The sequence below is a fragment of the Streptomyces sp. NBC_01241 genome (assembly GCF_041435435.1).
Taxonomy (GTDB): domain Bacteria; phylum Actinomycetota; class Actinomycetes; order Streptomycetales; family Streptomycetaceae; genus Streptomyces.
In genome coordinates this window covers 3,649,879-3,675,783 of record NZ_CP108494.1, presented here as the reverse complement: position 1 = coordinate 3,675,783, position 25,905 = coordinate 3,649,879, and the positions used below count along the sequence as shown (strand labels likewise).

At 69.0% G+C, this 25,905-nt stretch carries 27 protein-coding genes; 19 read left to right on the top strand and 8 right to left on the bottom strand.

Annotation, left to right across the window (positions count from 1 at the left end; genetic code table 11):
* Positions 1-160: 160 nt before the first annotated feature.
* Positions 161-751 (bottom strand): hypothetical protein, encoded by a 591-nt coding sequence (locus OG306_RS16225; RefSeq protein WP_266746873.1) that lies wholly within the window; start codon positions 749-751, stop codon positions 161-163.
* A 326-nt stretch (positions 752-1,077) separates the two neighbouring features.
* Here OG306_RS16225 and hemL point away from each other — a divergent pair, with 326 nt between their 5' ends.
* From hemL to OG306_RS16185, 8 genes are all read left to right on the top strand, one after another.
* Positions 1,078-2,385 carry a glutamate-1-semialdehyde 2,1-aminomutase gene (gene hemL / locus OG306_RS16220; protein ID WP_266752232.1) on the top strand — a complete coding sequence of 436 codons (1,308 nt, stop codon included), beginning with the start codon at positions 1,078-1,080 and terminating at the stop codon, positions 2,383-2,385.
* A complete protein-coding gene (locus OG306_RS16215) occupies positions 2,382-3,074 on the top strand; it encodes a histidine phosphatase family protein (RefSeq protein WP_266746872.1) in 693 nt (230 codons plus the stop codon). The genes hemL and OG306_RS16215 overlap by 4 nt, the downstream gene beginning before the upstream one ends.
* Positions 3,075-3,423: 349 nt before the next feature.
* Entirely contained in the window at positions 3,424-4,677 is a 1,254-nt protein-coding gene (locus OG306_RS16210; protein WP_266752230.1) for a hypothetical protein, read from the top strand.
* 67 nt (positions 4,678-4,744) lie between these two features.
* Complete coding sequence (locus OG306_RS16205) at positions 4,745-5,356, top strand: TlpA family protein disulfide reductase (protein WP_266746871.1); 612 nt, start codon at positions 4,745-4,747, stop codon at positions 5,354-5,356.
* A 4-nt stretch (positions 5,357-5,360) separates the two neighbouring features.
* Positions 5,361-6,125 (top strand): cytochrome c biogenesis CcdA family protein, encoded by a 765-nt coding sequence (locus OG306_RS16200; protein ID WP_266746870.1) that lies wholly within the window; start codon positions 5,361-5,363, stop codon positions 6,123-6,125.
* Between the two features lie 5 nt (positions 6,126-6,130).
* The gene (gene resB / locus OG306_RS16195) at positions 6,131-7,906 is read left to right on the top strand and encodes a cytochrome c biogenesis protein ResB (RefSeq protein ID WP_266746869.1); all 1,776 of its coding nucleotides are present in this window, start codon (positions 6,131-6,133) and stop codon (positions 7,904-7,906) included.
* Entirely contained in the window at positions 7,903-8,991 is a 1,089-nt protein-coding gene (gene ccsB / locus OG306_RS16190) for a c-type cytochrome biogenesis protein CcsB (RefSeq protein WP_266906283.1), read from the top strand. Before resB ends, ccsB begins: the two co-directional genes overlap by 4 nt.
* 55 nt (positions 8,992-9,046) lie before the next feature.
* Positions 9,047-9,574 (top strand): SRPBCC domain-containing protein, encoded by a 528-nt coding sequence (locus OG306_RS16185; RefSeq protein WP_266746867.1) that lies wholly within the window; start codon positions 9,047-9,049, stop codon positions 9,572-9,574.
* A 13-nt stretch (positions 9,575-9,587) separates the two neighbouring features.
* On the opposite strand, the gene OG306_RS16180 is transcribed toward OG306_RS16185, so the two are convergent.
* The 6 genes from OG306_RS16180 to OG306_RS16155 all read right to left on the bottom strand — a co-directional run bounded on the left by OG306_RS16180 (position 9,588) and on the right by OG306_RS16155 (position 14,687).
* Positions 9,588-9,770 carry a hypothetical protein gene (locus tag OG306_RS16180; protein ID WP_266746866.1) on the bottom strand — a complete coding sequence of 61 codons (183 nt, stop codon included), beginning with the start codon at positions 9,768-9,770 and terminating at the stop codon, positions 9,588-9,590.
* 123 nt (positions 9,771-9,893) lie between these two features.
* Positions 9,894-10,322: a nucleoside deaminase gene (locus OG306_RS16175; RefSeq protein WP_266752229.1), complete on the bottom strand. Its 429-nt coding sequence runs from the start codon at positions 10,320-10,322 to the stop codon at positions 9,894-9,896.
* 70 nt (positions 10,323-10,392) lie between these two features.
* Positions 10,393-10,788 (bottom strand): PLD nuclease N-terminal domain-containing protein, encoded by a 396-nt coding sequence (locus OG306_RS16170; RefSeq protein WP_266906284.1) that lies wholly within the window; start codon positions 10,786-10,788, stop codon positions 10,393-10,395.
* Between the two features lie 349 nt (positions 10,789-11,137).
* Positions 11,138-11,806: a hypothetical protein gene (locus tag OG306_RS16165; RefSeq protein ID WP_266906285.1), complete on the bottom strand. Its 669-nt coding sequence runs from the start codon at positions 11,804-11,806 to the stop codon at positions 11,138-11,140.
* Positions 11,807-11,968: 162 nt separating this feature from the next.
* Positions 11,969-13,255, bottom strand: a complete 1,287-nt coding sequence (locus tag OG306_RS16160) for a glycoside hydrolase family 16 protein (protein ID WP_266906286.1) — start codon at positions 13,253-13,255, stop codon at positions 11,969-11,971.
* Between the two features lie 277 nt (positions 13,256-13,532).
* On the bottom strand, positions 13,533-14,687 hold the full coding sequence (locus OG306_RS16155; RefSeq protein ID WP_266746862.1) for an ROK family transcriptional regulator: 1,155 nt from the start codon (positions 14,685-14,687) through the stop codon (positions 13,533-13,535).
* Positions 14,688-14,881: 194 nt separating this feature from the next.
* Here OG306_RS16155 and OG306_RS16150 point away from each other — a divergent pair, with 194 nt between their 5' ends.
* The 7 genes from OG306_RS16150 (at position 14,882) to OG306_RS16120 (ending at position 22,749) form a co-directional block, all read left to right on the top strand.
* The gene (locus tag OG306_RS16150) at positions 14,882-16,186 is read left to right on the top strand and encodes an ABC transporter substrate-binding protein (protein WP_266746861.1); all 1,305 of its coding nucleotides are present in this window, start codon (positions 14,882-14,884) and stop codon (positions 16,184-16,186) included.
* The gene (locus OG306_RS16145) at positions 16,179-17,117 is read left to right on the top strand and encodes a carbohydrate ABC transporter permease (RefSeq protein ID WP_371665413.1); all 939 of its coding nucleotides are present in this window, start codon (positions 16,179-16,181) and stop codon (positions 17,115-17,117) included. The genes OG306_RS16150 and OG306_RS16145 overlap by 8 nt, the downstream gene beginning before the upstream one ends.
* 32 nt (positions 17,118-17,149) lie before the next feature.
* Positions 17,150-18,064, top strand: a complete 915-nt coding sequence (locus OG306_RS16140) for a carbohydrate ABC transporter permease (protein ID WP_266746859.1) — start codon at positions 17,150-17,152, stop codon at positions 18,062-18,064.
* A 12-nt stretch (positions 18,065-18,076) separates the two neighbouring features.
* Positions 18,077-19,360 carry a Gfo/Idh/MocA family protein gene (locus OG306_RS16135; protein WP_266906287.1) on the top strand — a complete coding sequence of 428 codons (1,284 nt, stop codon included), beginning with the start codon at positions 18,077-18,079 and terminating at the stop codon, positions 19,358-19,360.
* A 229-nt stretch (positions 19,361-19,589) separates the two neighbouring features.
* On the top strand, positions 19,590-21,047 hold the full coding sequence (locus OG306_RS16130) for a menaquinone biosynthesis decarboxylase (RefSeq protein WP_266746857.1): 1,458 nt from the start codon (positions 19,590-19,592) through the stop codon (positions 21,045-21,047).
* Entirely contained in the window at positions 21,026-21,961 is a 936-nt protein-coding gene (gene mqnP, locus OG306_RS16125) for a menaquinone biosynthesis prenyltransferase MqnP (protein WP_266906288.1), read from the top strand. Before OG306_RS16130 ends, mqnP begins: the two co-directional genes overlap by 22 nt.
* A 107-nt stretch (positions 21,962-22,068) precedes the next feature.
* On the top strand, positions 22,069-22,749 hold the full coding sequence (locus OG306_RS16120) for a UbiX family flavin prenyltransferase (RefSeq protein ID WP_266746855.1): 681 nt from the start codon (positions 22,069-22,071) through the stop codon (positions 22,747-22,749).
* Between the two features lie 8 nt (positions 22,750-22,757).
* Here OG306_RS16120 and OG306_RS16115 read toward each other — a convergent pair whose 3' ends face one another.
* Positions 22,758-22,892, bottom strand: a complete 135-nt coding sequence (locus tag OG306_RS16115) for a hypothetical protein (RefSeq protein WP_266360696.1) — start codon at positions 22,890-22,892, stop codon at positions 22,758-22,760.
* Positions 22,893-23,024: 132 nt separating this feature from the next.
* Here OG306_RS16115 and OG306_RS16110 point away from each other — a divergent pair, with 132 nt between their 5' ends.
* The 4 genes from OG306_RS16110 (at position 23,025) to OG306_RS16095 (ending at position 25,813) form a co-directional block, all read left to right on the top strand.
* Positions 23,025-23,480: an Lrp/AsnC family transcriptional regulator gene (locus OG306_RS16110; RefSeq protein ID WP_266746854.1), complete on the top strand. Its 456-nt coding sequence runs from the start codon at positions 23,025-23,027 to the stop codon at positions 23,478-23,480.
* Between the two features lie 97 nt (positions 23,481-23,577).
* Positions 23,578-24,741 (top strand): aminofutalosine synthase MqnE, encoded by a 1,164-nt coding sequence (mqnE, locus tag OG306_RS16105; RefSeq protein ID WP_266746853.1) that lies wholly within the window; start codon positions 23,578-23,580, stop codon positions 24,739-24,741.
* A 128-nt stretch (positions 24,742-24,869) separates the two neighbouring features.
* Positions 24,870-25,394 carry a GNAT family N-acetyltransferase gene (locus OG306_RS16100; protein WP_266746852.1) on the top strand — a complete coding sequence of 175 codons (525 nt, stop codon included), beginning with the start codon at positions 24,870-24,872 and terminating at the stop codon, positions 25,392-25,394.
* A 164-nt stretch (positions 25,395-25,558) separates the two neighbouring features.
* On the top strand, positions 25,559-25,813 hold the full coding sequence (locus OG306_RS16095; RefSeq protein WP_266752228.1) for a DUF4229 domain-containing protein: 255 nt from the start codon (positions 25,559-25,561) through the stop codon (positions 25,811-25,813).
* The last annotated feature ends 92 nt before the right edge of the window (positions 25,814-25,905 follow it).

Below are 25,905 nucleotides of genomic sequence, written 5' to 3'. Positions count from 1 at the left end.
CCGCCCCGTCCGGCCCGATGTACCCAGCCCCCGCACCGATGCACTCCGGGCCGATGCACTCCGGGCCGATGCACTCCGGCCCGATGTACCCGCCCCCCGCACTCCGGCCCGATGAGCCTCGTCCTGCTCTGATCTGCCCTGCCCGCGAGGAACCCCTGATTCAGGGCCACACCAGGCAGTACGCCTGATGCCCTGCGTCGTGCAGCCGGTGGGAGAAGTCCTGCCACTCGTGCAGCAGTTGGTAGACGTTGAACGCGTCGCGCGGGCCGCCCCGGTCCGGGACCGTGGACCAGATGAAGGCTGCGGCGCCCACCGACTCCTCGCCGACGTCGCGCAGCGGGTCGACGACCGTCATCGGAAGCTTGACCACCGCGTAATCGGGGTGGAGTACGACCAGTTCCAGCGGGGGGACCCTGTGCAGGGGTACGCCCTGGATGCCGGTGAGGACCATCGCCGCCACCGTCTCCGGCTTGATCTTGGTGAACATGCCACCCATGCCCAGTTCGTCGCCCCCGAGCTCCTCGGGGCGCATCGAAATGGGCACGCGTGCCGCAGTGGCCCCGTCGGGGGCACCGAAGTACTTGTAGGTCACCCCCACCCGGCCACCACTCCTGCTTCCGGCTCCGCCACCCTGCGCCCCACCGGCCTGTATGCCCTGTCTGCGCTCTGCCTCACGCCGGTGCCGACCCCGCCGGGCAGGCTCGGGCCCCAGGTCGTCGGTCCCTTCGCCCACTCCGCCACCGCGATGCATATCTCATCCACCCGACTACTACTTAGGAGACACAGCCCCCGCTGCGCAACCCGATCATCGTGTCAGTGACCTCCCCCACGGGCGCGCGGTGAAACACCTGTCCGCAAGACCGTCCGTGGCTCGGACACCATGGCTTGTGTGAGCTTTCCCTATATCGGCCCAGTTTCGCAGACGTGAGGGGCCGACGCCCGGTCGTCGCGCGACGGATGTGTCCGCCGGGCTTTCGGTGGCCGGAATCTTCCGCGCCCGGCCGCGTACGGGCGCTGTCCTACCCTGGGGAGGTCACTAGCCCCCCGGAGTCGGAGAAGTCGCAGGTCATGACCGAACTGCCTTATCAATATGAAGCCCCAGTCTCGCAGACGCTGTTCGACCGCGCGTCCCTCGTGACGCCCGGCGGCGTCAACTCTCCCGTCCGTGCCTTCCGGGCCGTGGGCGGCACGCCCCGCTTCATGGTGTCCGGTACCGGTCCGTACCTCACCGACGCCGACGGCCGTGAGTACGTCGACCTCGTGTGCTCGTGGGGGCCGATGATCCTCGGCCACGCCCACCCCGAGGTCATCGCCGCGGTTCAGGAAGCGGTCGGCCACGGCACCTCGTTCGGTACGCCCGGGGAGGGCGAGGTCGCGCTCGCCGAGGAGATCGTGGCCCGGGTCGAGCCCGTGGAGCAGGTGCGGCTGGTGTCGTCCGGCACCGAGGCGACCATGTCCGCGATCCGTCTTGCCCGCGGGTTCACCGGCCGGGCCAAGGTGGTGAAGTTCGCCGGCTGCTACCACGGCCACGTCGACGCGCTGCTGGCCGCCGCCGGGTCCGGGGTCGCGACCTTCGGCCTTCCGGACACCCCCGGCGTCACCGGCGCCCAGGCCGGCGACACGATCGTGCTGCCGTACAACGACCTGGACGCCGTGCGGGAGGCGTTCGCCGCGCAGCCCGGCGAGATCGCCTGCGTCATCACCGAGGCGTCGCCGGGCAACATGGGTGTCGTACCGCCGCTGGACGGTTTCAACGCCGGGCTCAAGGAGATCTGCGCCGCCAACGGAGCGCTCTACATCTCCGACGAGGTCATGACCGGATTCCGTACCTCGAAGGCCGGCTGGTTCGGCGTCGACGGGGTGCGGCCCGACCTGATGACCTTCGGCAAGGTCATGGGCGGCGGCTTCCCGGCCGCGGCCTTCGGCGGACGCGCGGACGTGATGGCGCACCTGGCCCCGGCCGGCCCCGTCTACCAGGCGGGCACCCTCTCCGGGAACCCGGTCGCCACCGCCGCCGGTCTCGCGCAGTTGCGGCTGCTCGACGACGCGGCGTACGCCAAGGTGGACGCGGTCTCCGCGGAGATCCGCGGACTGGTCAGCGAGGCGCTCGCCAAGGAAGGCGTGGTGCACACCGTGCAGAGGGCGAGCAACATGTTCTCCGTCTTCTTCACGGACCGGCCGGTGCGGAACTACGAGGACGCGAAGCAGCAGGAGGCATTCCGCTACACCGCCTTCTTCCACTCGCTGCTGTCGCAGGGCGTCTATCTGCCGCCGTCCGCCTTCGAGTCCTGGTTCGTCTCCACGGCCCACGACACGCAGGCCGTCGAGCGCATCGCCGCCGCCCTGCCCGCCGCCGCCCGCGCCGCATCGGAGGCCACCGCATGAGCGGGAACGCCAGCAACAAGGACGTCACCGTCGTCCATCTGATGCGGCACGGAGAGGTGCACAACCCGGAGGGCGTGCTGTACGGGCGCCGCCCCGGCTACCACCTCTCCGAGCTGGGCCGGCAGATGGCGGACCGGGTCGCCGAGCACCTGAAGGACCGCGACATCACCCATGTCGTCGCCTCCCCGCTGGAGCGGGCCCAGGAGACCGCCACGCCGATCGCCAAGACGCACGGCCTCGACCTGGCCACCGACGACCGGCTCATCGAGGCCGCCAACGTCTTCGAGGGCAAGACCTTCGGGGTCGGCGACGGGGCGCTGCGCAAGCCGGACAACTGGAAGCACCTGACGAATCCGTTCCGGCCGTCGTGGGGCGAGCCGTACATCGAGCAGGTCGTACGGATGATGGGTGCCCTGGACGCCGCGCGTGACGCGGCGCGTGGTCACGAGGCGGTGTGCGTCAGCCATCAGCTGCCGATCTGGATCGTGCGGAGCTTCGTGGAGCGGCGGCGGCTGTGGCACGACCCGCGCAAGCGGCAGTGCACGCTCGCGTCGCTGACCAGCTTCACGTACCAGGGCGACAAGATCGTGTCGGTCGGGTACACGGAGCCGGCGCGGGATCTGGTGCCGGCTCATCTGCGGGCCGGGGCGAAGCCGGTGAAGGGGAAGTCGAAGGCGTTCGGCGCGTAGCCGTCCGGCGAGGCGGGGTGGTGTGCGCCGGGCCCCGCCCCGCCCTGCCCGCCTCGCCGGTCGTCCGGTCGCCGTTCTGTCCTCGATCGCCGGACGGGCTTGATGTCGCCGCCCGTCCGGCGATCGGTCATGCCTCACCCACGCCCTCACCCGTGCCATCAGCCGAGTGGTCAGGCGGGTGGCCGGCCGGGCGATCGCCCCTGTGACGGGTCATACGTTCGGTCGCGTACCGGGTCTGGTCATACAAAGAAAAATATGCTAAATCGCGGAACCCCTGCGCTGTTTCCCTCATCTAAGCCTTCGCCAGTTTATATGGTTTTAGGCCAAAATGACCGCAGATGGGGAACTCATGCGCGAGATCAGCCGAAGGGGCTTGCTCGGAGCCGGACTTGGGGCCGCGGCCGGGATCGGTCTTGCGGGGTGCGGTTCCTCCGGCACGGGTCCATCGGGGGCGGATACGGGGGCCACCGGGGAGAAGGGTGCCGACGGGCACACCCGGGGGACCGGGCCTGCGGAGAAGGACGTCCGGGAGATCGGCGACGGTTCCACCTCGGACACCGGGAAGCAGCCGCACCAGCCCGCAGCGCCGGTTCCGCTCGAACCCGGGCAGACGCCGCCGCAGTTCGTGATCTTTTCCTGGGACGGCGCGGGCGAGGTCGGCAACGGGCTCTTCCCGCGCTTTCTCGAACTCGCCAAGGAGCACGACGCGGCGATGACCTTCTTCCTCTCCGGCCTCTATCTGCTGCCCGAGTCGAAGAAGTCCATGTACCGGCCGCCCAACAACCCGGTCGGCGCTTCCGACATCGGATATCTCACCGATGACCACATCAAGCAGACGCTGAAGTACGTCCGGCAGGCCTGGCTCGACGGGCATGAGATCGGCACCCACTTCAACGGGCATTTCTGCGGCGGTTCCGGATCGGTCGCGAACTGGTCGCCCTCCGATTGGCGGAGCGAAATCGATCAGGCGGTCTCCTTCGTCACCGAATGGCGCACCAACACCGGCTGGACCGACCTCGATCCGCTGCCTTTCGACTACCGCAGGGAACTGATCGGCGGCCGCGCCCCCTGCCTGCTCGGCCAGGACAATCTGCTGCCCACGGCGAGCAGGCTGGGCTGGCGCTACGACGCCAGTTCGCCCGGCGGCATACAGGTGTGGCCCCACAAGCGCGGGGGCATCTGGGACCTGCCGCTGCAGGGCATGCCGTTCCCCGGGCACTCCTTCGAAGTCCTCTCGATGGACTACAACATCCTCGCCAACCAGTCGCAGAATTCGACCAAGGGCATACCCTCCCGATATCCGGGCTGGCGCGAGCAGGCCACCCAGTCGTATCTCGCCGGTTTCGACCGCGCGTACACGACGAATCGCGCGCCCTTCTACATCGGAAACCACTTCGAGCAGTGGAACGGCGGCATCTATATGGATGCGGTCGAGGAAGCGATCAAGGAAATCGCGGGGAAGCCGGATGTGCGGCTGGTCTCCTTCAAGCAGTTCGTCGACTGGCTCGACGTGCAGACCCCGGCCGTGCTCGACAAGCTCCGCACGCTGGACGTCGGACAGGCGCCCGAAGGCGGCTGGAACGCCTTCTTTAAACAGGCCTGACAACGGGCTTTACGGGCACCGAGGGGGGTGCCCGAGATCGCCGTAACCGCCATGCGAAACTTTTCACATGAGCTATGGCCGGGCACCTCGACGCCGCTTCACCCTGCTCGCCGCCCCCGCAGCGGTCGTCGCGCTCGCACTCACGCTGACGGCGTGCGGTGGCGACGACAACAAGACGGGTGGCGGTGGCAATACGAACTTCGTCACGGGCAGTGGCGGAATCTCCACCGTGGCCAAGAGTGATCGCAAGGCCGCCCCGAAGCTCGACGGCGAGACCCTCGAAGGCAAGCAGCTCGACGTCGCCGACTACAAGGGCAAGGTCGTCGTGCTGAACATGTGGGGCTCGTGGTGCGGGCCCTGCCGTCTGGAGGCCCAGTACTTCGCGAAGGTGGCGAAGGAGACGAAGGACAAGAACGTCCAGTTCGTCGGGATCAACACGCGCGACGCCCAGAAGGGCCCCGCGCTGAGCTTCGAGAAGGATTACGGGGTCCCCTACCCGAGCATCTTCGACCCGACCGGCAAGCTCATGCTCCGCTTCCCCAAGGGCACGCTGCGTCCGCAGGCCATTCCGTCGACCGTGGTGCTGGACCGGGACGGGAAGATCGCCGCCCGTTCGCTGGCCGCGCTCGACGCCGACCAGCTGCACAAGATGATCGACCCGCTGATCGCGGAGAAGTGATTCCGTGCACACCCTTGCCGCGGTCCAGGGCGAGAACCTGACCGTCGTGAACGGGGCGCTGATCGTCGCCCTGCCCGTCGCCGTACTCGCCGGGCTCGTCTCGTTCTTCTCGCCGTGCGTCCTGCCGCTCGTCCCCGGTTACCTCAGTTACGTCACCGGAGTCAGCGGCACGGACCTGGCGCAGGCCCGGCGGGGGCGGATGGTCGCGGGCGCCTCGCTCTTCGTGCTCGGCTTCACCGCCGTGTTCGTCTCCGGCGGCGCGCTCTTCGGCTTCTTCGGCCAGACCCTCCAGGAGCACAGCGGGACGCTCACCAAGATCCTCGGCGTGCTGATGATCCTGATGGGGATCTTCTTCATGGGCCTGATGCCGTGGATGACGCAGCGTGAGTTCCGTATCCACAAGAGGCCGGTGACCGGGCTGGTGGGCGCACCGTTGCTGGGCGCCCTCTTCGGGATCGGCTGGACCCCGTGCCTCGGCCCGACGCTCAGCTCGGTGAGCATCCTCGCCATGGAGCAGGGCACCGCCGGACGCGGGGCGATACTGACCGTCGCGTACTGCCTCGGGCTCGGTCTGCCCTTCGTGCTCGCGGCGGTCGCCTTCCGCAAGGCGCTCGGCGCCTTCGGCTGGGTCAAGCGCCACTACGCATGGGTCATGCGGATCGGCGGCGTCATGATGATCGCGACCGGGCTGCTCCTGCTGACCGGTGTCTGGGGCAGCATGATGCAGGCATTGCAGGGCTGGTCCAACGGCTTCACTGTGGGGATCTGAGTTCCATGAGCGACACCAAGTCCAACCCGGCCCCGGAGCGCGAGCACCGGGGCGAGCGGGAGATCCGGGACGAGCAGGACCGGGAGAACGCCCGCGAACTGGGCGCGGCCGGCTCCCAGCTCTCCACCGCCCCGCGCGAGGAGTCCGCGGTCACCCTGCCGGCCATGGGCGCCATCGGCTGGGCCCGCTGGTTCTGGCGGCAACTCACCTCGATGCGGGTCGCGCTGATCCTGCTCTTCCTGCTGTCGCTCGGCGCCATCCCCGGCTCGCTGATCCCGCAGAACAGCGTGGACGAAATGAAGGTGCAGGCCTTCAAGGACGCCCACACCACGATCACGCCGATCTACGAGAAGCTCCAGTTCTTCGACGTCTACAGCTCGGTGTGGTTCTCCGCGATCTACATCCTGCTGTTCGTCTCGCTCATCGGCTGCATCGTGCCGCGCACCGGCCAGTTCATCGGCCAGCTGCGCAGCCGCCCGCCGGGCGCGCCCAAGCGCCTGACCCGGCTGCCCGTATACACCACCTGGCGCACCGAGGCCGAGCCCGAGCAGGTCCGCGAGGCCGCGCTCGCCATGATGCGCAGTCGCCGCTACCGCGCGCACACCGCGGGGGACGCGGTCGCCGCCGAGAAGGGCTACCTGCGCGAGGCCGGGAACCTGGTCTTCCACATCGCCCTGATCGTGATGCTGGTGGCGTTCGCCTTCGGGCAGCTCTTCAAGTCCGAGGGCGCCAAGCTGGTCGTCGAGGGCGACGGCTTCTCCAACACGCTGACCCAGTACGACGACTTCAAGTCCGGTTCGCTGTTCGACAACAACTCGCTCGCACCGTTCAGCTTCAAGCTCGACAAGTTCATCGGTACGTACGAGCGCAGCGGCCCCCAGGCCGGTACGCCGCGGACCTACGAGGCCCATGTGACGTACGAGAAGGGGGCGTACGGCAAGCCGCAGAAGGCCGTCATCGAGGTCAACAAGCCGCTCGTCGTCGACGGCACCAAGGTCTACCTCAACGCGCACGGCTACGCGCCCGTCGTCTCCGTCAAGGACGCGAGCGGCAAGGTGGTCTACCGGAACGCCGTGCCGCTGCTGCCCATCGACAGCAACGTCACCTCGACCGGGGCGATCAAGGTGATGGACGGCTACCGCGACAAGAACGGCAAGAAGACCCAGCTGGGCTTCCAGGCCTTCTTCGTGCCGACCTTCGCGGGCGACAACCAGGGCACGATGTTCTCCCAGTTCCCCGCCGCCGACAACCCGCGGCTCGCTCTCAACGGCTCTTACGGCAGCCTCGGTGTCGACTCCGGACTGCCGCAGAACGTGTACCAGCTCGACAAGTCCAAGATGACGGAGTTCAAGGACAGCAAGGGCAATCAGCTCAAGCAGCGCCTGGCGGTCGGTGACACGATGAAGCTGCCCGACGGCGCCGGCTCGATCACCTTCGAGGGCGTCGAGGAGTGGGCCAGCTTCCAGATCTCCGAGCAGCCCGCCAGCGGCTGGGCGCTCACCGGAGCCATCGCCGCGATCGCCGGACTCGCGGGTTCGCTGTTCATCCAGCGGCGCCGGATCTGGGTGCGGGCCGTACGCGGTGCGGACGGCGTCACCGTCGTCGAAATGGCGGGTCTCGGCCGCAGCGAGTCCGCGAAGCTTCCCGAGGAGCTGGCCGATCTCGCGGTCACGCTCAACGCCGTCGCGCCCACCGCGCCCGGCCCCGACACCGACCCCGGATCCGATTCCGGCTCCGTCGAAGAATCCTCCGTAGAACCTGCCGAAGGGGCTGAGAAGTGAATCTCGCCGCCGCAACCAACGAGAACCTGGCGCACACCAGTAATGTCCTGATCTATTCGTCGATGGCCGTGTACACCCTGGCCTTCTTCGCGCACATCGCAGAGTGGGTGTTCGGCAGCCGCAGCAAGGTCGGCCGTACCGCAGCCGCGCTGACCGGGGCCGGTGCCGAGGCCGCCGGGGCCTCGGTGAAGGTGCAGGTCGCGCAGAAGGGCGGCGGCACCGCCGTACTGGACCGCCCGAAGATCATCACGCGCTCCGCCGCCGGTTCCCGCGACGTCCCGGACGGGCCCGGCGCGGCCGGCGGCACGTTCAAGGGCGACCTGTACGGACGCATGGCGGTCTCCATGACCGTGCTCGCCTTTGTCGTGCAGGCCGGTGGTGTCATCGCCCGTGCGCTGTCCGTGCAGCGTGCGCCCTGGGGCAACATGTACGAGTTCTCCATCACCTTCTCCACGGTGGCGGTCGGCGCGTACCTGACCCTCCTCGCGCTGAAGAAGAACGTCCGCTGGATGGGCCTGCTCCTGGTCACCACCGTCCTGCTGGACCTCGGCATCGCGACCACGGTGCTCTACACCTCCAGTGCCCAGCTGGTGCCGGCACTGCACTCGTACTGGCTGTGGATCCACGTCTCCACCGCCATCATCTGCGGTGCCGTCTTCTACATCGGCGCGGTCGCCACCCTGCTCTACCTCTTCCGCGACAGCTACGAGAGCAAGCTCGCGGACGGCGGGCAGCCCGGTTCGTTCGCCCAGTCCGTGCTCTCCCGGCTGCCCGCCGCCGCGACGCTGGACAAGTTCTCGTACCGCGTCAACGCCGCCGTCTTCCCGCTGTGGACGTTCACGATCATCGCGGGCGCCATCTGGGCGGGCGACGCGTGGGGCCGCTACTGGGGCTGGGACCCCAAGGAGGTCTGGTCCTTCATCACCTGGGTCGCGTACGCCTGCTACCTGCACGCCCGCGCCACCGCCGGCTGGAAGGGCCGCAAGGCCGCCTACCTGGCCCTCATCGCCTTCGGCTGCTGGCTCTTCAACTACTACGGCGTGAACATCTTCGTCACCGGCAAGCACTCCTACGCCGGGGTCTGACCCGCGCCCGCCCCGTAAGGGTGCGGATCCCGGTGCACCGGGCCACGCTGGAACCATGACCGATGCGACCCCCGTCATCGAGCGTGGCACCAGTGAAACCGACGGTGACCTGCACACTCTGCGGTTTCTGCTACGGCTGCCCCACCCCGTTCCACGGGTGTGGGCAGCCGTTGCCAGTTCCGAGGGGCTGGCCGGCTGGCTCGGCGCCGCCGATCCGTTCGAACCGCACATCGGCGGCGCGATCACGCTGCGCCGGCTGACCGCCGACCGGAACGGGCGCGCCTCGGCCGCCTCCGGTACCGTCACCGCCTGGGACGTCGAGCGGGTCGCCGAATACACCCTCGAAGGGGCCCACGGCCGCGTCCGCTTCCACCTGGAGCCACCGCGCGGCGACCATGTGCTGCTGCGCTTCAGGCACGAGTTCCGGGGCGACGACGCGCTGTGCCTGGACCGCCTCGCCGAGTGGCACGACCACTTCCGCTTCCTCGTGGACGCGCTCGACGGCTATCCCGCCGACTGGACGAGATGGACCCCGGTCCGGTGGGCGGAGCTGCGCGAGGAGTACGCGGCCGCCGCGCGGTGACCGCGACTTCCCTCTACGACGGCGGCAGGCACCTCGGGCCGGGCGGCGCTCCCTCCGGCCGGGCGATCGCGACGAACCGCTGCCGGGCGTTCTCGGGCGCCGGTTCCACCACCGGCACCGCCTTGTTCATGATCTGGCCGTCGGCCAGATCCTGGTGACCGGTCGGACCGATCTGGCCCGCGGGCTTCTTCGCCACCGTGGCCGGCAGTTCAAGGAAGCTCCGGCAGTCCGCCGGGGGAGCCGCCGGTCGCCGGACTGCCGGGTGTTGGAGTGAGGTGCAGGTTTTCGAACGATGGGCCCGCGGGACGGGCCGGGTGTATCAGCCGGCGCCGATGTCCTCGTTCCACAGGCCGGGCCGATCCCGTACGAAGTCCCGCATGAGCGCGATGCATTCGGGATCGTCGAGCACCACGATCCCGACCCCGTGCCGGGCCAGCCAGTCGTGCCCCCCGTGGAACGTCCGCGCCTCGCCGATCACCACCCGCGAGATCCCGAACTGCCGTACCAGGCCGGAGCAGTACCAGCACGGGGAGAGCGTCGTCACCATCGTCGTGCCCCGGTACGAACGCTGCCGCCCGGCCGCGCGGAAGGCGGCCGTTTCCGCGTGCAGCGACGGATCGCCGTCCTGCACCCGGCGGTTGTGCCCGCGCCCGAGGAGCGAGCCGTCCGGCCCGTACAGCGCGGCGCCGATGGGGATGCCGCCCTCGGCGAGCCCGGTCCGGGCTTCGGCGAGGGCGGTGGCGAGCATGGCCCTGTCGTTCACGCGTGCGTGCTCCTGGTAGCCGTTGCCGGGGGCGCTGCCCCCGCACCGCCACTCCTCAATCGCTGGAGGGGCTTGAGCTCTCCCCGCTCTCGCGGCGCTTGAGTTCCTCCTCGCGGCGGCGCAGATCCGCCTCCCAGTCCTTGAGGAGCGACTCGTCCTTCTTGTTCTCTTCCTTCAGCGCGTTCAGGAACTCCGGATTGTCGTCCGGCGCCACCCACTGCGAGCGGTGATTGCGGTGCCATTCGGAGGGCGTACGGCCCCCGGCGGGCACCTCGCGCATCTTGCCCGCGGCCAGCCAGACGATCGGGCCGACGATCCAGAACAGCAGGATGATGAAGACCCAGGCGATCTTCGGCAGGTGCTTGGCCTCGTCCTCGGGGGTGTTCAGGCAGTCGATGAACGCGTAGATCGTCAGCGCCAGAGGCAGGAGATAGATCAGGGCCCGGAACATGGTGGAAAGGTCCCCCCGCGGAGAGATGGCGGGGCTTGTCCCGCCCCGGTGACGCGCCCAGAGTAGCCGGTGTCCATGACGTCCCACGGCGAGCAGGTGGGAAACCGGCGGCCGGCAGGCCGGGGTACGGCTGCGCCATGCGGGCCGCGGTCGGCGCGGAGGCGGACATCCGCGATGCGGTGAGGGACCCTCCGGTGTGCTGCTCGGCCGCTTTCAGCTGGGCCCGGGCGGGGCCCTCGACGCCGTACACCCGGGTGCAGGTGAGGCCCGCCACACGCATGTCGGCCGCCGGCTCGGGGCAGCGGTGATCCGGGCGGCCGGGGCGGTCGTGGGACCGCCCGCCGCTCGGTCAGGACCGGGGGACGGGCTTGGGCGCCGGCCGTTGCAGCGGTGTCTTCTGGATGCCGGTGATGACCCAGGTTCCGTCGCGTTTGATCAGATCGAGGGTGCGGTGCTGGGTGTACGGGGTGCTCAGTGTCAGTCCGTGCTTCTTGAGGTAGGCGGAATCACCGGCGGTGAACTCGGTGACGCTGTCCATCTCCGCCTTCGCGGTCCGCCGGTCCCGGTACACCGTCGACCGGTACCAGGCGATCTTCACCTGGTGGGTGGCCAGGGCGTTGTCGTGGAAGAGAGCGGCCACCCGGGTGCCGTAGTGCTGCGAGTCGAGAGCGCGCTCGAACTCGGCGCTGTAGAAGGAGAATTCGGCCTTCACGCCGGTCTCGGCCGAGTCGGCGTCGCGGTTGTCGACCGCACCCGAGTGCAGGACCACCGTCTTGCGGATGGCGGTGACGTCCGGATCGTCGTCGGCGAGCGTGGTGACCGCCTTGCCCCGGTCGTCGATGAGCGTCCACAGGGAACGGTTCTGCGGACCGGACGGCGGTCCGCCGGACTCCGCGGAGCCGCGTGCGGCGCCCGGCGCGGTGGACGTACGGGGCGCGGAGGGCGCGGAGTCGCAGCCGCCGACGAGCAGAACGGCGACGGCGGGCAGAGCGAGAGGCAGCGCGAGGCGTGCACGCATGGGGGAGGGCTCCTGAGGCAGGGGGGCGTGCCCCGGGCAGCCCCGTCGAGGCGGTGCTGCCCGGGGCACGCCCGTGGACGGTCAGCGACGGCTCACCGGGCGAGGCGCCGGGGGGCCGTACGAGGACTCACCGGGCGTGGTGCCGGGTGGTCGTACGGCGGCTCACTGCGCCGGCTCCGGCGACCACTGGCTCGTCCAGTAGCCGGCCGGCACGTTGCCCTGCTGTACGTACCCCGTCAGATCCTCCGTGTGTGCGTAGCCGCCGGTCGCCCGGTTCCTGAAGCGGCGATAGCCCTCGGTGGTCTCCTCCGTCCAGTCGGCCGTGGTCGCGTCCGCCGTCGCCGCCCCGTGGTGGACGTACCCGTCGGCGGGCGACGCCTGGAGGTACTCGCCGGTCCAGCGGTTGCGGTAGCGGGTGTAGCCGCCGGAGGTGGTCTCCTTGGCCCACTGCGAACTCCACGCGGTGGGCTGCAAAGTGCCGTACTCGACCTTGCCGGTCTTGTTCTCGATGTGCATGTACTGGGACGTCTGCCGGTTCTTCAGCCGCTGGTACCCGCTGTCGGGGTAGCCGCCGTTCTTCTTCCAGACCCGGAGATAGTCCACCGACCATGTCTTCGGCCAGACGTCGTTGTGCTGCCCCGAACCGGCATCCGTGTAGATACCGAGGATCATGCCCATCGGCATGTCCGGCGCGTCGTTGATGGTCTTGTAGAGCTGGTTGTCGTAGTAGAAGTTCAGCTGGGTGGGCGTCCACTCCATGCCGTAGACGTGGAACTCCTGAGTGGGCTTCCCGCTCGGTACCGGGTCCTCGTACCCCTCCCAGCTGCCGAGGAAGTCCGGGTCGCCCCAGCCGTACGCGGCGATCCGCCAGGTGTCCGGCTTGCTGAAGAACGTCTCGATGAAGTCGATCTCGGAGTTGGCCGAGGCGCTGCTGGTGTCCTCCGTGCCCACCAGCCACAGTGCCTGGTGGCCGCCGCCGCCCGCGTCGGAGAGCTTGGCGCGGGTCTCGAAGTAGCCGTACTTGGTCGAGTATCCGTCGAAGTCGGGTTCGTGATGGTCGTTCGGCATGGAGGAGTTGAACCGGTGCCACCAGTCCTTCTCGTACGTCTGGATGCTGGAGATCTTCACCGTGCCGTCGTAACTCGGGTTCCAGGCAGGGGTGTCCTGGTCCAGACGCTCGGTGAGTACGCCGTTCGCGACCGTGTAGCGGGCCTTGGCGTTCTCGCGTTCGGCGGCCCAGTGGGGGAGGTAGTACGGCAGCCACTTACCGGAGTCCAGTGAGGTGCCGTTGAACTCCTCCTGGAAGTCCAGCGAATAGCCGGACTTGGCCGTCGGGTTGGGCGGGAAGTCGGCGGCGGTGGCGGCCGGTGCACCGGCGAGCGCACCCAGCGCTCCGAGCGCGGCGGTCAGTGCGCCGATGAGGGGGATGCGGAGACGGCGGTGTCTCAAGGTGACTCCTTCGTCGAGGAGAGGAGAAGCGGGAGGGCTGCCCGAGCGGCGCACAGGGCAGCTCGCAAGGCAGTTGAGAGACTTTCAAAAGAAAGTTTCCTGCGTAATGTGCCGTCGCGCTTGCACGCTGTCAACAGTCACGGGCATACCGGACCGCCGGCCGGTGCGTGCGGACCGGCCGTCCGACATCCGCGTCCCGCACCCGATGTCCCGCACCCGATGTCCGGCACCCGGCACCCGACGTTCTCGGCGCCGGGTGCCCCGTACCGGCACCGCGTCAGTTCTGCGGGCCGCCCGCCCGGGGTTCCGCCGAGAAGAGCCGGTCGCGCACCAGGTCGCGGGCGGCCTCGACCCCGCCGACGGACACCGCGTCCTCGCTCAGCGCGGTGAGGGTGAGCGGCGGAACCTCGTAACAGACCTGGGTCAGTTGGTGACGGACCGCCTCCAGGACGTCCGGACCGGCGCCGGACAGGCTGCCGCCGAGCACGATCAGCTGCGGGTCGACGGCGAGCACCATCGCGCCGATGCCGGCGGCCAGCGCCCTTACGTACGCGTCCACCGCGGTCCGCGCCGTCGGGTCGCCGTGCCGGGCGCGGGCGAAGACCAGCCGGGCGGCCTCCTCCGTGTCGTCGTGCGCGGTGCCGGCGTCGATGCGGAGTCTCGCGGGGGTTTCGTTCCAGCCCAGCCCGGGGTGGCGGCCGATCTCGCCCGCCGCGCCCGTCCGCCCGGTGAACGGCCTGCCGTCGACCAGGATGCCGACGCCGAGCCGGTTGCTCATGTGGACGTACAGGACGTCCGGCGTGCCCCGGGCGGCGCCGACGCGGTGCTCGGCCAGGACCGCCAGGTTGGTGTCCTTCATGGCGACGACCGGGCGGCCGAGCAGCTCGGCCAGCCGGTCGGCGAGGCGTACGCCGGACCACTGGGGGATGGCGACGCTCAGCCGTACGGCCCCCTCGGCGTCCACGATCCCGGGGGTGCCGACGCCGACCGCCCACAGCGGTGAGCCGCCCGCGGGCAGCTGCTCGCGTACCAGGTCCGCGGCTGCCCGCAGCCGTTCGTCCGCATCGAGCGGGGTGGGCGTCTCGCGGTGGGCGGTGGTCAGTTCGGTGCCGCTGAGGTCGGTGATCCGTACCGCGATGCCGTGGGCGTCGATGTGGACACCGGCGAGGCGTCCGGCGTTGTCGTCGAAGGCGTACCGCTGGGCCGGCCGGCCGCCGGTGCGAGCCGTGTCCTGACCGGCGAGCGTGAGCCGGCCGGCCTCGACCAGGGAGCCCACGATGCCCCGTACCGTCGGCCGGGAGAGGGCGGTGACCTGGGAGATGGTGTTGATCGCCAAGGGCGGGCCCTCGTAGAGGAGCTGCAGGATCCGGCTGGTGTTGAGGTGGCGCAGTGCGCTCTGGTCGCCGCCGGGCAGAACGTCCGTGTTCTTCATGTCCCCCTCGTGCCTCCGTGCCGCCATCTTCCGGTGCCGGGTAATTTGCCCGCTGTTTGCCTCTTGACGAGCGAGAGCACGTATCTCATCCTTTCGAAGGAAAGTTTCTTTCGAATGTCGCTGAGTTGGCACCCTCTGCGCGTCATCCTGCCACATCAGCACTTCCGTCCCCTGTGCACAGGAGAGCAACGTCGATGAAGATCAGCAAGGTTCTGGCCGGAGCCGCCGTGGTCGCGTTGTCCGCGACCGCGTGTGCCCCGGGGGCAGGCAGCGACTCGGCGGCCGACTCGGCGACCGGCCCGGTCAAGACGGGTGTTCCGGACAAGAACGTGACACTCGAGCTGGTCTCCACGCCGGAGTCGGGTTCCGCGGTCAAGGCCATCATCGAGGCCTTTGAGGCCAAGCACCCCAATGTGACCGTCAAGTACCAGGACACCAACTACGACGATTACAACAAGAGCCTCAACCTGGCGCTCTACTCCAAGACCGGCCCCGACATCGTGCTGCTCAACTCGGTGGGCACCACGGTCAAGGACGGCCTCGTCCGCGATCTGTCCCCGTACGCGAAGGCCTACGGCTGGGAGAAGACGTACCCGAGCACCCAGCTCAACCAGTGGCGCGTCGACAAGGACGGCAGCACGCTGGGGCAGGGCGGTCTGTACGCGGCCCCGGCCGGTTTCTCGCTCGTGGGCGTCTACTACAACAAGGCCAAGGCGGCCAAGGCGGGCATCACCAAGCCCCCGGCCACTCTGGAGGAGTTCGACGCGGCACTCGGCAAGGCGAAGGCGGCCGGTGAACTCCCGCTCCAGCTCGGCAACGCACAGGGTCACGCCTCCTTCCCGATCCAGCTGATCGGCCAGTCGCAGGACGGCGCCGGGCAGGCGGCGAAGTGGACCTTCGGCCAGAAGGGCGCCACCTTCGACACCGCGGGCAACCGGACCGCCGTCGACAAGCTCACGGAGTGGAACAAGAAGGGCTATCTGCCCAAGGGTGCCAACGGAGCGGACCTGCAGACGGCCGTCGACAAGTTCACCAAGGGTGAGGGCGTCTACCTCGTCGACGGCAACTGGGACGCCGCGACGATCGGCAAGAAGCTCGGCAAGGACGCGGGCTTCATCGCGTTCCCCAGCACCGAGGCCACCGCGATCGGTACGTCCGTCGCATACGCCGTCTCCAGCCATTCCAAGAATCCGGACACGGCCGCGGCCTTCCTCGACTTCCTGCACTCGCCCCAGGCGGCGGCGGCGGAGTTCAAGGCCGGCTTCATGCCGGCAGACCTCTCCGTCGCCAAGCCGGAGGCGAACACCGTGATGGCGGACGTGGTGGCCGCGTGGTCCAAGGTCAACGCGGACAACGGACTCGTCGGCTTCAACAACAACGCCACGGCGACGATGAACGACAAGCTCACCGCGGCCACGCAGGAACTCCTCGCGGGCCGCACGGACAGCGCCGGATTCATCAAGGCGATCCAGGGCGAGTGGGCCAACACGCATGGCTGACACGCTCGTCCGTACCCACCGGGCGGCGCCGCGCACCGGCGCCGCCCGGCGGGGGGCGGTGCGGCAGCCCCGCCGCCGAGGCCGGTTCGTACCGCTCCTCTACACGGCGCCCGCGCTGCTCTTCTACGGTCTCTTCGTCATCGCGCCCTGGATCCACAGCGTGTGGGTATCGTTCTGGAACTGGAACGGCATCGGCGCCGCCACCTGGGCGGGGTTCGACAACTACACCGCCGTGTTCAACGAGCCCGCACTGCGCGCGGCCCTGCTGCACGCGTTCGGCTTCATCATCTTCTATACCGTCGTCCCGGTCGCCCTCGGCCTGGTGCTGGCAGCGCTCACCGCGGCCACCCCGTGGCGGGCCATGCCGGTCATCCGCACCGTCATCTTCCTCCCGCAGGTCCTTCCGCTCGTCGCGGTCGGCGTCGTCTGGAAGTGGATCTACAGCGAGGACGGCCCGCTCAACGAGATTCTGCGCGCCGTCGGTCTCGGCAGTGTGGCCCGTGCCTGGCTCGGTGACTTCACCTACGCCTTCCCGGCGGTCGGCCTGATCGGCACCTGGGTCTGCACCGGACTCTGCTTCCTGCTGCTGCTCTCCGGCATCGGCAAGATCGAGCCGTCGCTGTACGAGGCGGCCAGGCTCGACGGCTGCGGCAAGCTGCGGGAGTTCTGGCACATCACCGTGCCCGGTCTGCGCAAGGAGATCGGCGTCGCCTGCACCGTCACCGTCATCGCGGCCCTGGCCGGGTTCGACGTGGTGTACGTGATGACCGGCGGCGGGCCCGGCTACTCGACCATGGTCCCGGGCGTCCAGGTCTACCAACTCGTCTTCACCGCGGGCCGCGTCGGTACGGCGTGCGCACTCGCCACTGTGCTGTCCCTGCTCACCTGCGCCGTCATGTACGGCCTGAACAGGCTCTCGCAGGAGCGCTGACCGATGGCACGCACCTCTCTGGAGCACCACGGATGACCATGCAGATGACACAGCACGACACCGGGCCGCAGGCGCCTTCGAGCGAGGGGCGGCAGGTACCCACCCACGCCGGGCAGCAGGCGCGGCCCATGACGGGGCTGGTGACGAAGCAGCTGCCCCGACTGGCCCTGATCATCGCCGCGGTCTCGGTCCTCTTCCCCTTCCTCGCGCTGTTCTCCGCGGCACTCCAGCCCGAGACGAACCTCTCGCCGGGCCTGGAGTGGCCGTCCGATCCGCACTGGGAGAACTTCGCCACCGCGTGGACGACGGCCGGGTTCGGCTCGCTGCTGAAGTCGAGCGCCGTCATCGCCCTCGGCGTCGTACCGCTGGCGCTCGCGATGGCGACTCTCGCCGGATACGGCCTCGCCACGATGCAGCTCAAGGCGAAAGGTCCGCTGTTCGCGCTCCTGATGCTCGGCATGGCGCTGCCGTACGAGGCGATCGTCATCCCCCTCTACTACGACCTGGGGAGCGTCGGCCTGCTGGGCACCTACTGGGCCGTGATCCTGCCGCTGATCGGCCTGTTCATGCCCTTCGGCGTCTTCTGGATGCGTACGCACTTCGAGTCGCTGCCCCGCGAACTGACCGAAGCCGCCTCCGTGGACGGTGCCGGGAGCTGGCGGACGCTCACCCGAGTGCTGCTGCCGACCGCGGGACCGGCCCTCACCACGCTCGGCATCCTCTACTTCATGTGGGCCTGGAACCAGTTCCTGCTGGCCCTGGTGCTCATCCAGGATCCGGCCATGCGTACCGCACCGTCCGGACTCGGCAAGTTCGTCCAGCAGTTCGGCAAGAACATCCCCCTGCTCTCCGCCGGCACGATCATCGTGATCACGCCGATCGTGCTGCTCTACCTCTTCTTCCAGCGTCACTTCATCAAGGGCATCCTCCAAGGTGCCGTCAAGTAAGGGAAGTTTCTCGTGACCGTCACCCTTGCGATCGTCGGTGCCGGGGCCCGAGGGGCCTCCTACGCACGTATCGCGGCGGCCGAAGGCATCGCTGCCGTCACCACGGTCGCCGACCCCGATCCCGTACGCCGACAGGCTCTCGCCGACGAGTTCGGCCTGCCGCCCGACCGGGTCTTCGCCGACTGGACGGAACTGGCGGCCGGGCCCCGGCTCGCCGACGCGGCGATCGTCGCCACCCCCGACCGGATGCACGCCGAACCGGCCGTCGCACTCGCCGACCGCGGCTACGCGCTGCTGCTGGAGAAGCCGATGGCGCCCAGCGAGGCGGACGCCCGGCGGATCGTGGACGCGGCCGCCCGCAACGACGTGCTGCTCGCCGTCTGCCACGTCCTGCGCTACACCGCGTACTCGCTGAAGCTCAAGGAACTGATCGTGTCCGGCCGGATCGGTGACGTGGTCAGCGTCGAACACCTCGAACCCGTCGGCTGGTGGCACCACGCGCACTCCTACGTACGTGGGCAGTGGGGCGTCGAAGCGGAGTCGTCCTCGATGCTGCTGGCCAAGTCGTGCCATGACATCGACTGGCTGGGACACGTGGTCGGCAAGCCCGTGCGGCAGGTCTCCTCCTTCGGAGGCCTGTACCACTTCCGCCCCGAGAACAAGCCGGCGGAGGCGGGGAACCGCTGCATGAGCTGCCCGATCGAACGGAGTTGCGCATACTCCGCCGTACGCATCTACGAGCGTTTCCTCGGCGACCCCGTCTTCGAGCGGTGGCCGCTCGGCGTGCTCACCGACGACGTGACCCCGGCGGGCGTGACCAAGGCACTCACGGACGGCCCGTACGGGGAGTGCGTCTACAACGGCCGCAATGACGTCGTGGACCATCAGGTGGTGAATCTGGAGTACGAGGGCGGTGCCACCGCCTCGTTCACCATGACGGCCTTCACCGGCCTGGACTTCCGCAAGACCCGCGTCTTCGGAACCCGTGGATCGCTGGAGGGCGACGGCCGTACCGTCACGCTCCACGACTTCCTCACCGACACCCGCGAGGTCTTCGACTTCGACCCGGACGGCGGGGCGTCGGCGGCGGACGGCCACGGTGGCGCGGACAACGAGATGCTGCGCGCGTTCGTCGCGGCGGTGGCCTCCGGTGACCGTGAGCTGGTGTCGTCGGGACCGGCCGAGACACTCCAGTCCCACCTGGTGGTCTGGGCGGCGGAACACGCCCGTCACACGGGGACGGTGGTCCGGATGGACGACGCGGTGACCCCGTCGGCGGCGGTGGTCGCCGGCTGACCCGCCGGGCGTATCGGAGGCCTCCGGGCTCCGCAGAGGACGGGCCGGGAGAACAGTGAGGACGACCTGTTCTCCCGGCCTCCTTCTTTCCAGCGGCCGTAGCCCCGGCGAAGCCGGTCGTCCGGACGCGTCCGGACGACCGTGGCGCGGGCGCGTCCCTGTTCCGTCCGAGGGTCACCGAGGTGGGGCACCCCAGGGGATCGCCGACGGTAATGACAAACTGGACGGCATGGCTTACGACGATCTTCGTTCCCTCCTCCGGGCCCTGGAGCGCGAGGGCGAGCTCAAGCGCATCAAGGTCGAGGTCGACCCGTATCTGGAGGTCGGCGAGATCGTCGACCGGGTGAACAAGGCGGGCGGGCCCGCGTTGCTCTTCGAGAACGTCAAGGGGTCGTCGATGCCCCTGGCCATGAACGTCTTCGGGACCGACAAGCGGCTGCTCAAGGCGCTCGGGCTGAAGTCGTACGCCGATATCAGCGACAAGATCGGCGGGCTGCTCAAGCCGGAGCTGCCGCACGGCTTCGTCGGGGTGCGGGAGGCCTTCGGGAAGCTCGGGTCGATGGTGCACGTGCCGCCGAAGAAGGTGAAGTCCGAGAGCGCCCCCGTGCAGGAGGTCGTTCTCACCGGCGACGACGTGGACCTGGACCTGCTGCCCGCGCTCTTCACCTGGCCCGAGGACGGCGGCTCCTTCTTCAACCTGGGGCTCACGCACACCAAGCACCCGGAGACCGGCGTACGGAACCTGGGCCTCTACCGGCTCCAGCGCCACGACCGGCGCACCATCGGAATGCACTGGCAGATCCACAAGGACAGCCGCAACCACTACCAGGTCGCCGCCAAGCGCGGGGAGCGGCTGCCGGTCGCGATCGCGTTCGGGGCGCCGCCCGCGGTGACGTACGCCTCCACCGCGCCGCTGCCGGGGGACATCGACGAGTACCTCTTCGCCGGGTTCATCCAGGGCAAGCGGATCGAGATGGTCGACTGCAAGACCGTGCCGTTGCAGGTCCCGGCGCAGGCGGAGGTCGTCATCGAGGGGTGGCTGGAGCCCGGGAAGATGCTTCCCGAGGGACCGTTCGGCGACCACACCGGCTTCTACACGCCGCAGGAACCGTTCCCCGCACTGACCATCGACTGCGTGACGATGCGGAAGCGTCCGCTGCTCCAGTCGATCGTGGTGGGCCGGCCGCCGACCGAGGACGGACCGCTGGGGCGGGCCACCGAGCGGTTCTTCCTGCCGCTCCTCAAGATCATCGTGCCGGACATCGTGGACTACCACCTGCCGGAGGCGGGCGGCTTCCACAACTGTGCGATCGTCTCGATCGACAAGAAGTACCCGAAGCACGCCCAGAAGGTGATGAGCGCCGTCTGGGGCGCGCACATGATGTCGCTGACCAAGCTGATCGTGGTCGTGGACTCCGACTGCGACGTCCACGATCTGCACGAGGTGGCCTGGCGGGCGCTCGGAAACACGGACTACGCGCGGGACCTGACCGTCGCCGAGGGACCCGTCGATCATCTCGATCACGCCTCCTACCAGCAGTTCTGGGGCGGTAAGGCGGGGATCGACGCGACGAGGAAGTGGCCCGAGGAGGGCTACACGCGGGACGGGGGCTGGCCGGAGATGGTCGAGTCCGACCCCGGGACGGCGGCGAAGGTCGACCGCCGATGGAAGGAATACGGACTGTGAGCGCCGCCGAAGCAGCACTGGGCTCAGGGCCCGTACAGCCGAACAGCAGGGTCAAGGCGTTCCTGCGGCTCGTGATGATCGAGCACTCGGTCTTCGCGCTGCCCTTCGCCTACATCGCCGCCCTGACCGCGATGTTCCAGGCGGACAAGTCCATCCACTGGCTCACGCTGCTGCTCGTCACCATCGCCATGGTGGGGCTGCGGACGTTCGCGATGGCCTGCAACCGGATCATCGACCGGGAGATCGACGCCCGTAACCCGCGCACCGCGGGCCGGGAACTGGTCACCGGCGCGGTGTCCGTGAAGTCGGCGTGGACGGGGGCGATCATCGCCGTCGTCGTCTTCCTCGGGGCGGCCGCGCTGCTGAACCCGCTCTGTCTGGCACTCGCGCCGGTCGCCGTCGTGCCGATGGTGGTCTATCCGTACGGGAAGCGGTTCACCCACTACCCGCACGCCATCCTCGGCATCGCGCAGGCGATAGGGCCGATCGGCGCCTGGCTGGCGGTGACCGGCAGCTGGTCGTGGGACGCGGTGATCCTCGGTCTCGCCGTCGGAATCTGGATCGGCGGCTTCGACCTGATCTTCGGCTGCCAGGACGTCCAGGCGGACCGGGCGCACGGGGTGCTGTCGGTACCGGCCCGGTTCGGGATCCCGGCCGCGCTCTGGGGGGCGCGGGTCTGCCATGTGGTGACGACCGGGCTGCTGGTCTGGTTCGGGCTGGCCACTCAGGCGGGACTCTTCTACTGGATCGGCATGGTGATCGTCGCCGTCGCCTTCGTGTACGAGCACCGGGTGGTGCGCCCGCACGATCTGTCCCGGCTGAACCGGGCGTTCTTCTCGGTCAACGGGTTCATCGGGATGGCGCTGTTCGCGTGCGCGCTGCTCGACCTGCTGGTGCGCGGACTGACGGTATAGGGGCGGTCCGGCGGATGCCGCCCACGAGCCTCCCGGCGGACCCGAACTCCTGAGCGTGGCCGCTTGGTGCGCCGGATAGGCTCGGGTGTGTGGATTCCGGGACTTCAGTGAGTCAGCACCAGCGACAGCCTTGGATTGTCGGGGTTTCCGGCGCTTCGGGCACCCCATTCGCGGCCTCCGTGCTGCGTGGTCTGCTGGCTGCGGGGGAGAGCGTCGATCTGGTGGTGAGCCGGGCCTCGCGGCTGACGCTGCTGGACGAGACCGGGATCGCGTTCCGCGACGCGCACTGGCGGGAGGATCTGCGCAGCTGGCTGGCGCGGGGGGCGGACGGCAAGCCGCACACCTTCGACGTGGGCGACGCGGACATCGAGCGCGTACGGCACTGGCCGGCCGGTGATCTCGCCGCGGGGCCGTCCTCGGGGTCGTACCCGGCGAAGGGGATGCTGATCGTCCCGGCGTCGACGGCGTGCGTGGCCGGGGTGGCGCTCGGGCTCTCGAAGGATCTGCTCCAGCGGGCCGCGAGCGTGACGCTCAAGGAGCGGCGGAAGCTGGTCGTCGCGGTGCGGGAGACCCCGCTGAACGGGCAGACGCTGAAGCATCTGGTGAGCCTGGACGAGGCGGGCGCCGTGGTGCTGCCCGCCTCTCCGGCGTTCTACGCGGGGGCGACGCACATCCAGGATCTGGTGGACTTCGTCGCGGGGCGGGTGCTGGACGCGGCGGGGGTGCCGCACGGCCTGTACCGCCGGTGGGAGGGAGAGCTCGGTGGCGGCTCTCGCAGGGATGGCTGAGCCGGTGGTCAGCGCTTCTTCTTGGCGCGCGGGGTGCGGGTCTTGTCGACCCGGTGCGCGGCGGCGGGCTGGTGGGCACGCGAGCGGTTGGCCAGGTCCTGCAGCTCGCGCATCCGGGCGTAGGCCATCTCGATCGTGTACACGGTGTTCTCACTCCTGAGGATTCGAAAGCGTTTTTTGGATTTTCGAGAAGATTTGCAGGCGATGGCGCCTGCATGCCTTAGATTCTACACGTAAACTCGCGGTACTGCTGAACAATGGAAGGTTTCAGTCATATGGACGCGGTGGACAGGCAGCTCATCCAGGCCCTCAGGGAGAACGGCAGGGCCTCGTACGCCGAGCTGGGACGGCTCGTCGGGCTCTCCGGGCCCAGCGTCACCGACCGCATCAACCGGCTGGAAACCGCCGGTGTCATCACCGGCTACCGCGCCACCGTCGACGCCGCCGCCCTGGGGCTCGGTGTCACGGCCTTGATCGGCATCTCGCTCTCCGACGCGGCCGATCACGAGGACGTGGCACGCCGGCTGAAGGACCTCGCGGAGATCGAGGACGCCTGGTTCATCGCGGGCGACGACTCGTACATGCTCAAGGTGCGCGTCGGTGACGTGGACGGCCTGGAGCGGACCATTCGCCGGCTCAGCGGTACGAGGGGCGTCTCGCGTACGCGTACCACGATCGTGCTCTCCACCAAGTGGGAGAACCGGGTCGGGGAACTTCCCGAAGAGGTGTAGGCGTACCGTGGTGGAGCCCCCGGGGGACCGGGGGTTTCGCCCGGTATCACCTGTCACCGGGAAACGCACAGCACGTCGACACCTGGGAGGCAGCCGCATGGACGTTGGGCTCAAGCGCGAGCTGGAGGAGAAGGTCCGCGCAGGGGAGCGGCTGACCCGTGAGGACGGCATCGCCCTCTACGCGTCGGACGACCTGGCCTGGCTCGGCGGCCTCGCCCATGAGGTGCGGATGCGCAAGAACGGCGACGTCGTGCACTTCAACGTCAACCGGCACCTCAACATGACCAACGTGTGCACCGCGTCGTGTGCGTACTGCTCGTTCCAGCGCAAGCCGGGCGAGAAGGACGCGTACACCATGCGCATCGAGGAGGCCGTCCGGCTCGCGAAGGCGATGGAGGGCGAGAACCTCACCGAACTGCACATCGTCAACGGGCTGCACCCCACCCTGCCGTGGCGTTACTACCCGCGCTCACTCAGCGCGCTGAAGGAGGCCCTGCCGCAGGTCTCCCTCAAGGCGTTCACCGCCACCGAGATCCACCACTTCGAGACCATCTCCGGGCTCTCCGCCTCCGAGATCCTCGACGAGCTGATCGAGGCCGGTCTGGAGTCGCTGACCGGCGGCGGCGCGGAGATCTTCGACTGGGAGGTCCGGCAGCACATCGTGGACCACGACACCCACTGGGAGGACTGGTCGCGCATTCACCGCCTGGCGCACGAGAAGGGTCTCAAGACCCCGGCGACGATGCTGTACGGGCACATCGAGGAGCCCCGGCACCGCGTCGATCACGTGCTGCGGCTGCGTGAGCTGCAGGACGAGACCGGTGGCTTCCAGGTCTTTATCCCGCTGCGCTACCAGCACGACTTCGTGGACATGAAGGACGGCAAGGTCCGCAACAAGCTCCAGGCCCGGACGACGATGGCGACCGGCGCCGAGGCGCTGAAGACCTTCGCCGTCTCGCGGCTCCTCTTCGACAACGTCCCGCACGTCAAGGTCTTCTGGGTGATGCACGGCGTGCAGACCGCCCAGCTCGCGCTCCAGCACGGCGCGGACGACATGGACGGCTCGGTCGTCGAGTACAAGATCACGCACGACGCGGACAACTACGGCACGCCGAACAAGCTCGGCCGCGAGGATCTGCTCGACCTGATCCGGGATGCGGGCTTCCGGCCCGTGGAGCGCAACACCCGGTACGAGATCATCCGCGAGTACCTGGGCCCGGACGCCGGGCGGCGCGAGTCGCCGCAGCCGATGCGCGTCTGACGTTCCGTCGTCAGTAGCCCCGTGCGAGCAGAGCCCCGGCCGTCGGCCGGGGCTCTGCTCGTGCAGGGGCCTTCTCGCGTACTGGACATGGCTTGAGGCGACGGGTCGGTAATAGTTAATCTGCCGCTATGGCACTTACGTTTGAGCTGGACCCGAAGGTCGACCGCGCCCTGCGGGACGGCATCACCGAGCTGTGGGTCGATGTCTCCGACGCGGGCGGCGCGGTCGGCTTCGTACCGCCCGTCACGATCGACGACGTCCGGCCCGAGCTGGTCAGGCACCTCGTCGCCATGGCCGAGGGGCACACCCGCCTCCTGGTCGGCCGCGACCAGGAGGGTGCCGTCGCCGCCACGGCCTTCCTCGCCCTCAACACGCACCGGCTGATGACCCATTGGCTCTGGCTCTACACGGTGATGGTCCATCCCCGTCATCAGGGCAAGGGCTATGGGCGCGACCTGATGGACGCCGCCGCGGACGCCGCCCGGGGCATCGGGGGGATCGAGGCCATCCGGCTCACCTGCCGCGGAGGCACCGGAGTCGACCGGTTCTACACCTCGTGCGGATACAAGGAGGTGGGGCGGGTGCCCGACGCGATCCGGGTGGCCGAGGGGGACGACCGCGACGACATCATCATGCTCCTGCCGCTCGGCTGAGGTCCCGCGGCGGACGCGGCGCACCCCTTACGGCGCAGCCCTCCGAAGTGATCGATTCCGGGGCATGCTTCACTGGTCGGGCAGGATCGCAGGACTGTCGTACGTAGAGAGAGGGGCCAACTGTGTCCGCTGCCAAGCCGAGCGCGACCATTCGGTACACCGCGATGCGCCTCAGCATCTTCGTAGGCTGCTTCGCCGTCGCGGCCGTGGCCGTCCACTTCGGCCTGCTGCCCTCCGGGGCGGGCGGCTCCAATCTCATCTGGGTGATCCTCCTCGCCCTGGTCCTGTCCGCGCCGCTCAGCTACGTGCTGCTGCGCAAGCAGCGTGACGAGATGTCCGAGCAGATCGTGTCCACGGTCGGCCGCACCAAGGCGCGGCTCGAAGCCAACCGGACCCGCGAGGACCACGTCACCCAGTGACGACCGGCCGAGGACGACGCGGGCGGCTGCACAAGTCCCCGTAAGGCTGCGCAAGCCCCGTAAGGCTGCGCAAGACCTCGTAAGGGCTACGT

Coding starts and splice junctions, on each gene's coding strand:
- resB (WP_266746869.1), top strand. CDS start 6,131: ATGAGCGACACCAAGTCCAACCCGGCCCCGGAGCGCGAGCACCGGGGC.
- OG306_RS16110 (WP_266746854.1), top strand. CDS start 23,025: ATGGACGCGGTGGACAGGCAGCTCATCCAGGCCCTCAGGGAGAACGGC.
- OG306_RS16205 (WP_266746871.1), top strand. CDS start 4,745: ATGAGCTATGGCCGGGCACCTCGACGCCGCTTCACCCTGCTCGCCGCC.
- OG306_RS16095 (WP_266752228.1), top strand. CDS start 25,559: ATGCGCCTCAGCATCTTCGTAGGCTGCTTCGCCGTCGCGGCCGTGGCC.
- OG306_RS16185 (WP_266746867.1), top strand. CDS start 9,047: ATGACCGATGCGACCCCCGTCATCGAGCGTGGCACCAGTGAAACCGAC.
- OG306_RS16210 (WP_266752230.1), top strand. CDS start 3,424: ATGCGCGAGATCAGCCGAAGGGGCTTGCTCGGAGCCGGACTTGGGGCC.
- OG306_RS16130 (WP_266746857.1), top strand. CDS start 19,590: ATGGCTTACGACGATCTTCGTTCCCTCCTCCGGGCCCTGGAGCGCGAG.
- OG306_RS16170 (WP_266906284.1), bottom strand. CDS start 10,788: ATGTTCCGGGCCCTGATCTATCTCCTGCCTCTGGCGCTGACGATCTAC.
- mqnP (WP_266906288.1), top strand. CDS start 21,026: ATGGAAGGAATACGGACTGTGAGCGCCGCCGAAGCAGCACTGGGCTCA.
- OG306_RS16140 (WP_266746859.1), top strand. CDS start 17,150: ATGACCATGCAGATGACACAGCACGACACCGGGCCGCAGGCGCCTTCG.
- OG306_RS16100 (WP_266746852.1), top strand. CDS start 24,870: ATGGCACTTACGTTTGAGCTGGACCCGAAGGTCGACCGCGCCCTGCGG.
- OG306_RS16175 (WP_266752229.1), bottom strand. CDS start 10,322: ATGCTCGCCACCGCCCTCGCCGAAGCCCGGACCGGGCTCGCCGAGGGC.
- OG306_RS16150 (WP_266746861.1), top strand. CDS start 14,882: ATGAAGATCAGCAAGGTTCTGGCCGGAGCCGCCGTGGTCGCGTTGTCC.
- mqnE (WP_266746853.1), top strand. CDS start 23,578: ATGGACGTTGGGCTCAAGCGCGAGCTGGAGGAGAAGGTCCGCGCAGGG.
- OG306_RS16225 (WP_266746873.1), bottom strand. CDS start 751: ATGCATCGCGGTGGCGGAGTGGGCGAAGGGACCGACGACCTGGGGCCC.
- OG306_RS16145 (WP_371665413.1), top strand. CDS start 16,179: ATGGCTGACACGCTCGTCCGTACCCACCGGGCGGCGCCGCGCACCGGC.
- OG306_RS16215 (WP_266746872.1), top strand. CDS start 2,382: ATGAGCGGGAACGCCAGCAACAAGGACGTCACCGTCGTCCATCTGATG.
- OG306_RS16165 (WP_266906285.1), bottom strand. CDS start 11,806: ATGCGTGCACGCCTCGCGCTGCCTCTCGCTCTGCCCGCCGTCGCCGTT.
- OG306_RS16155 (WP_266746862.1), bottom strand. CDS start 14,687: ATGAAGAACACGGACGTTCTGCCCGGCGGCGACCAGAGCGCACTGCGC.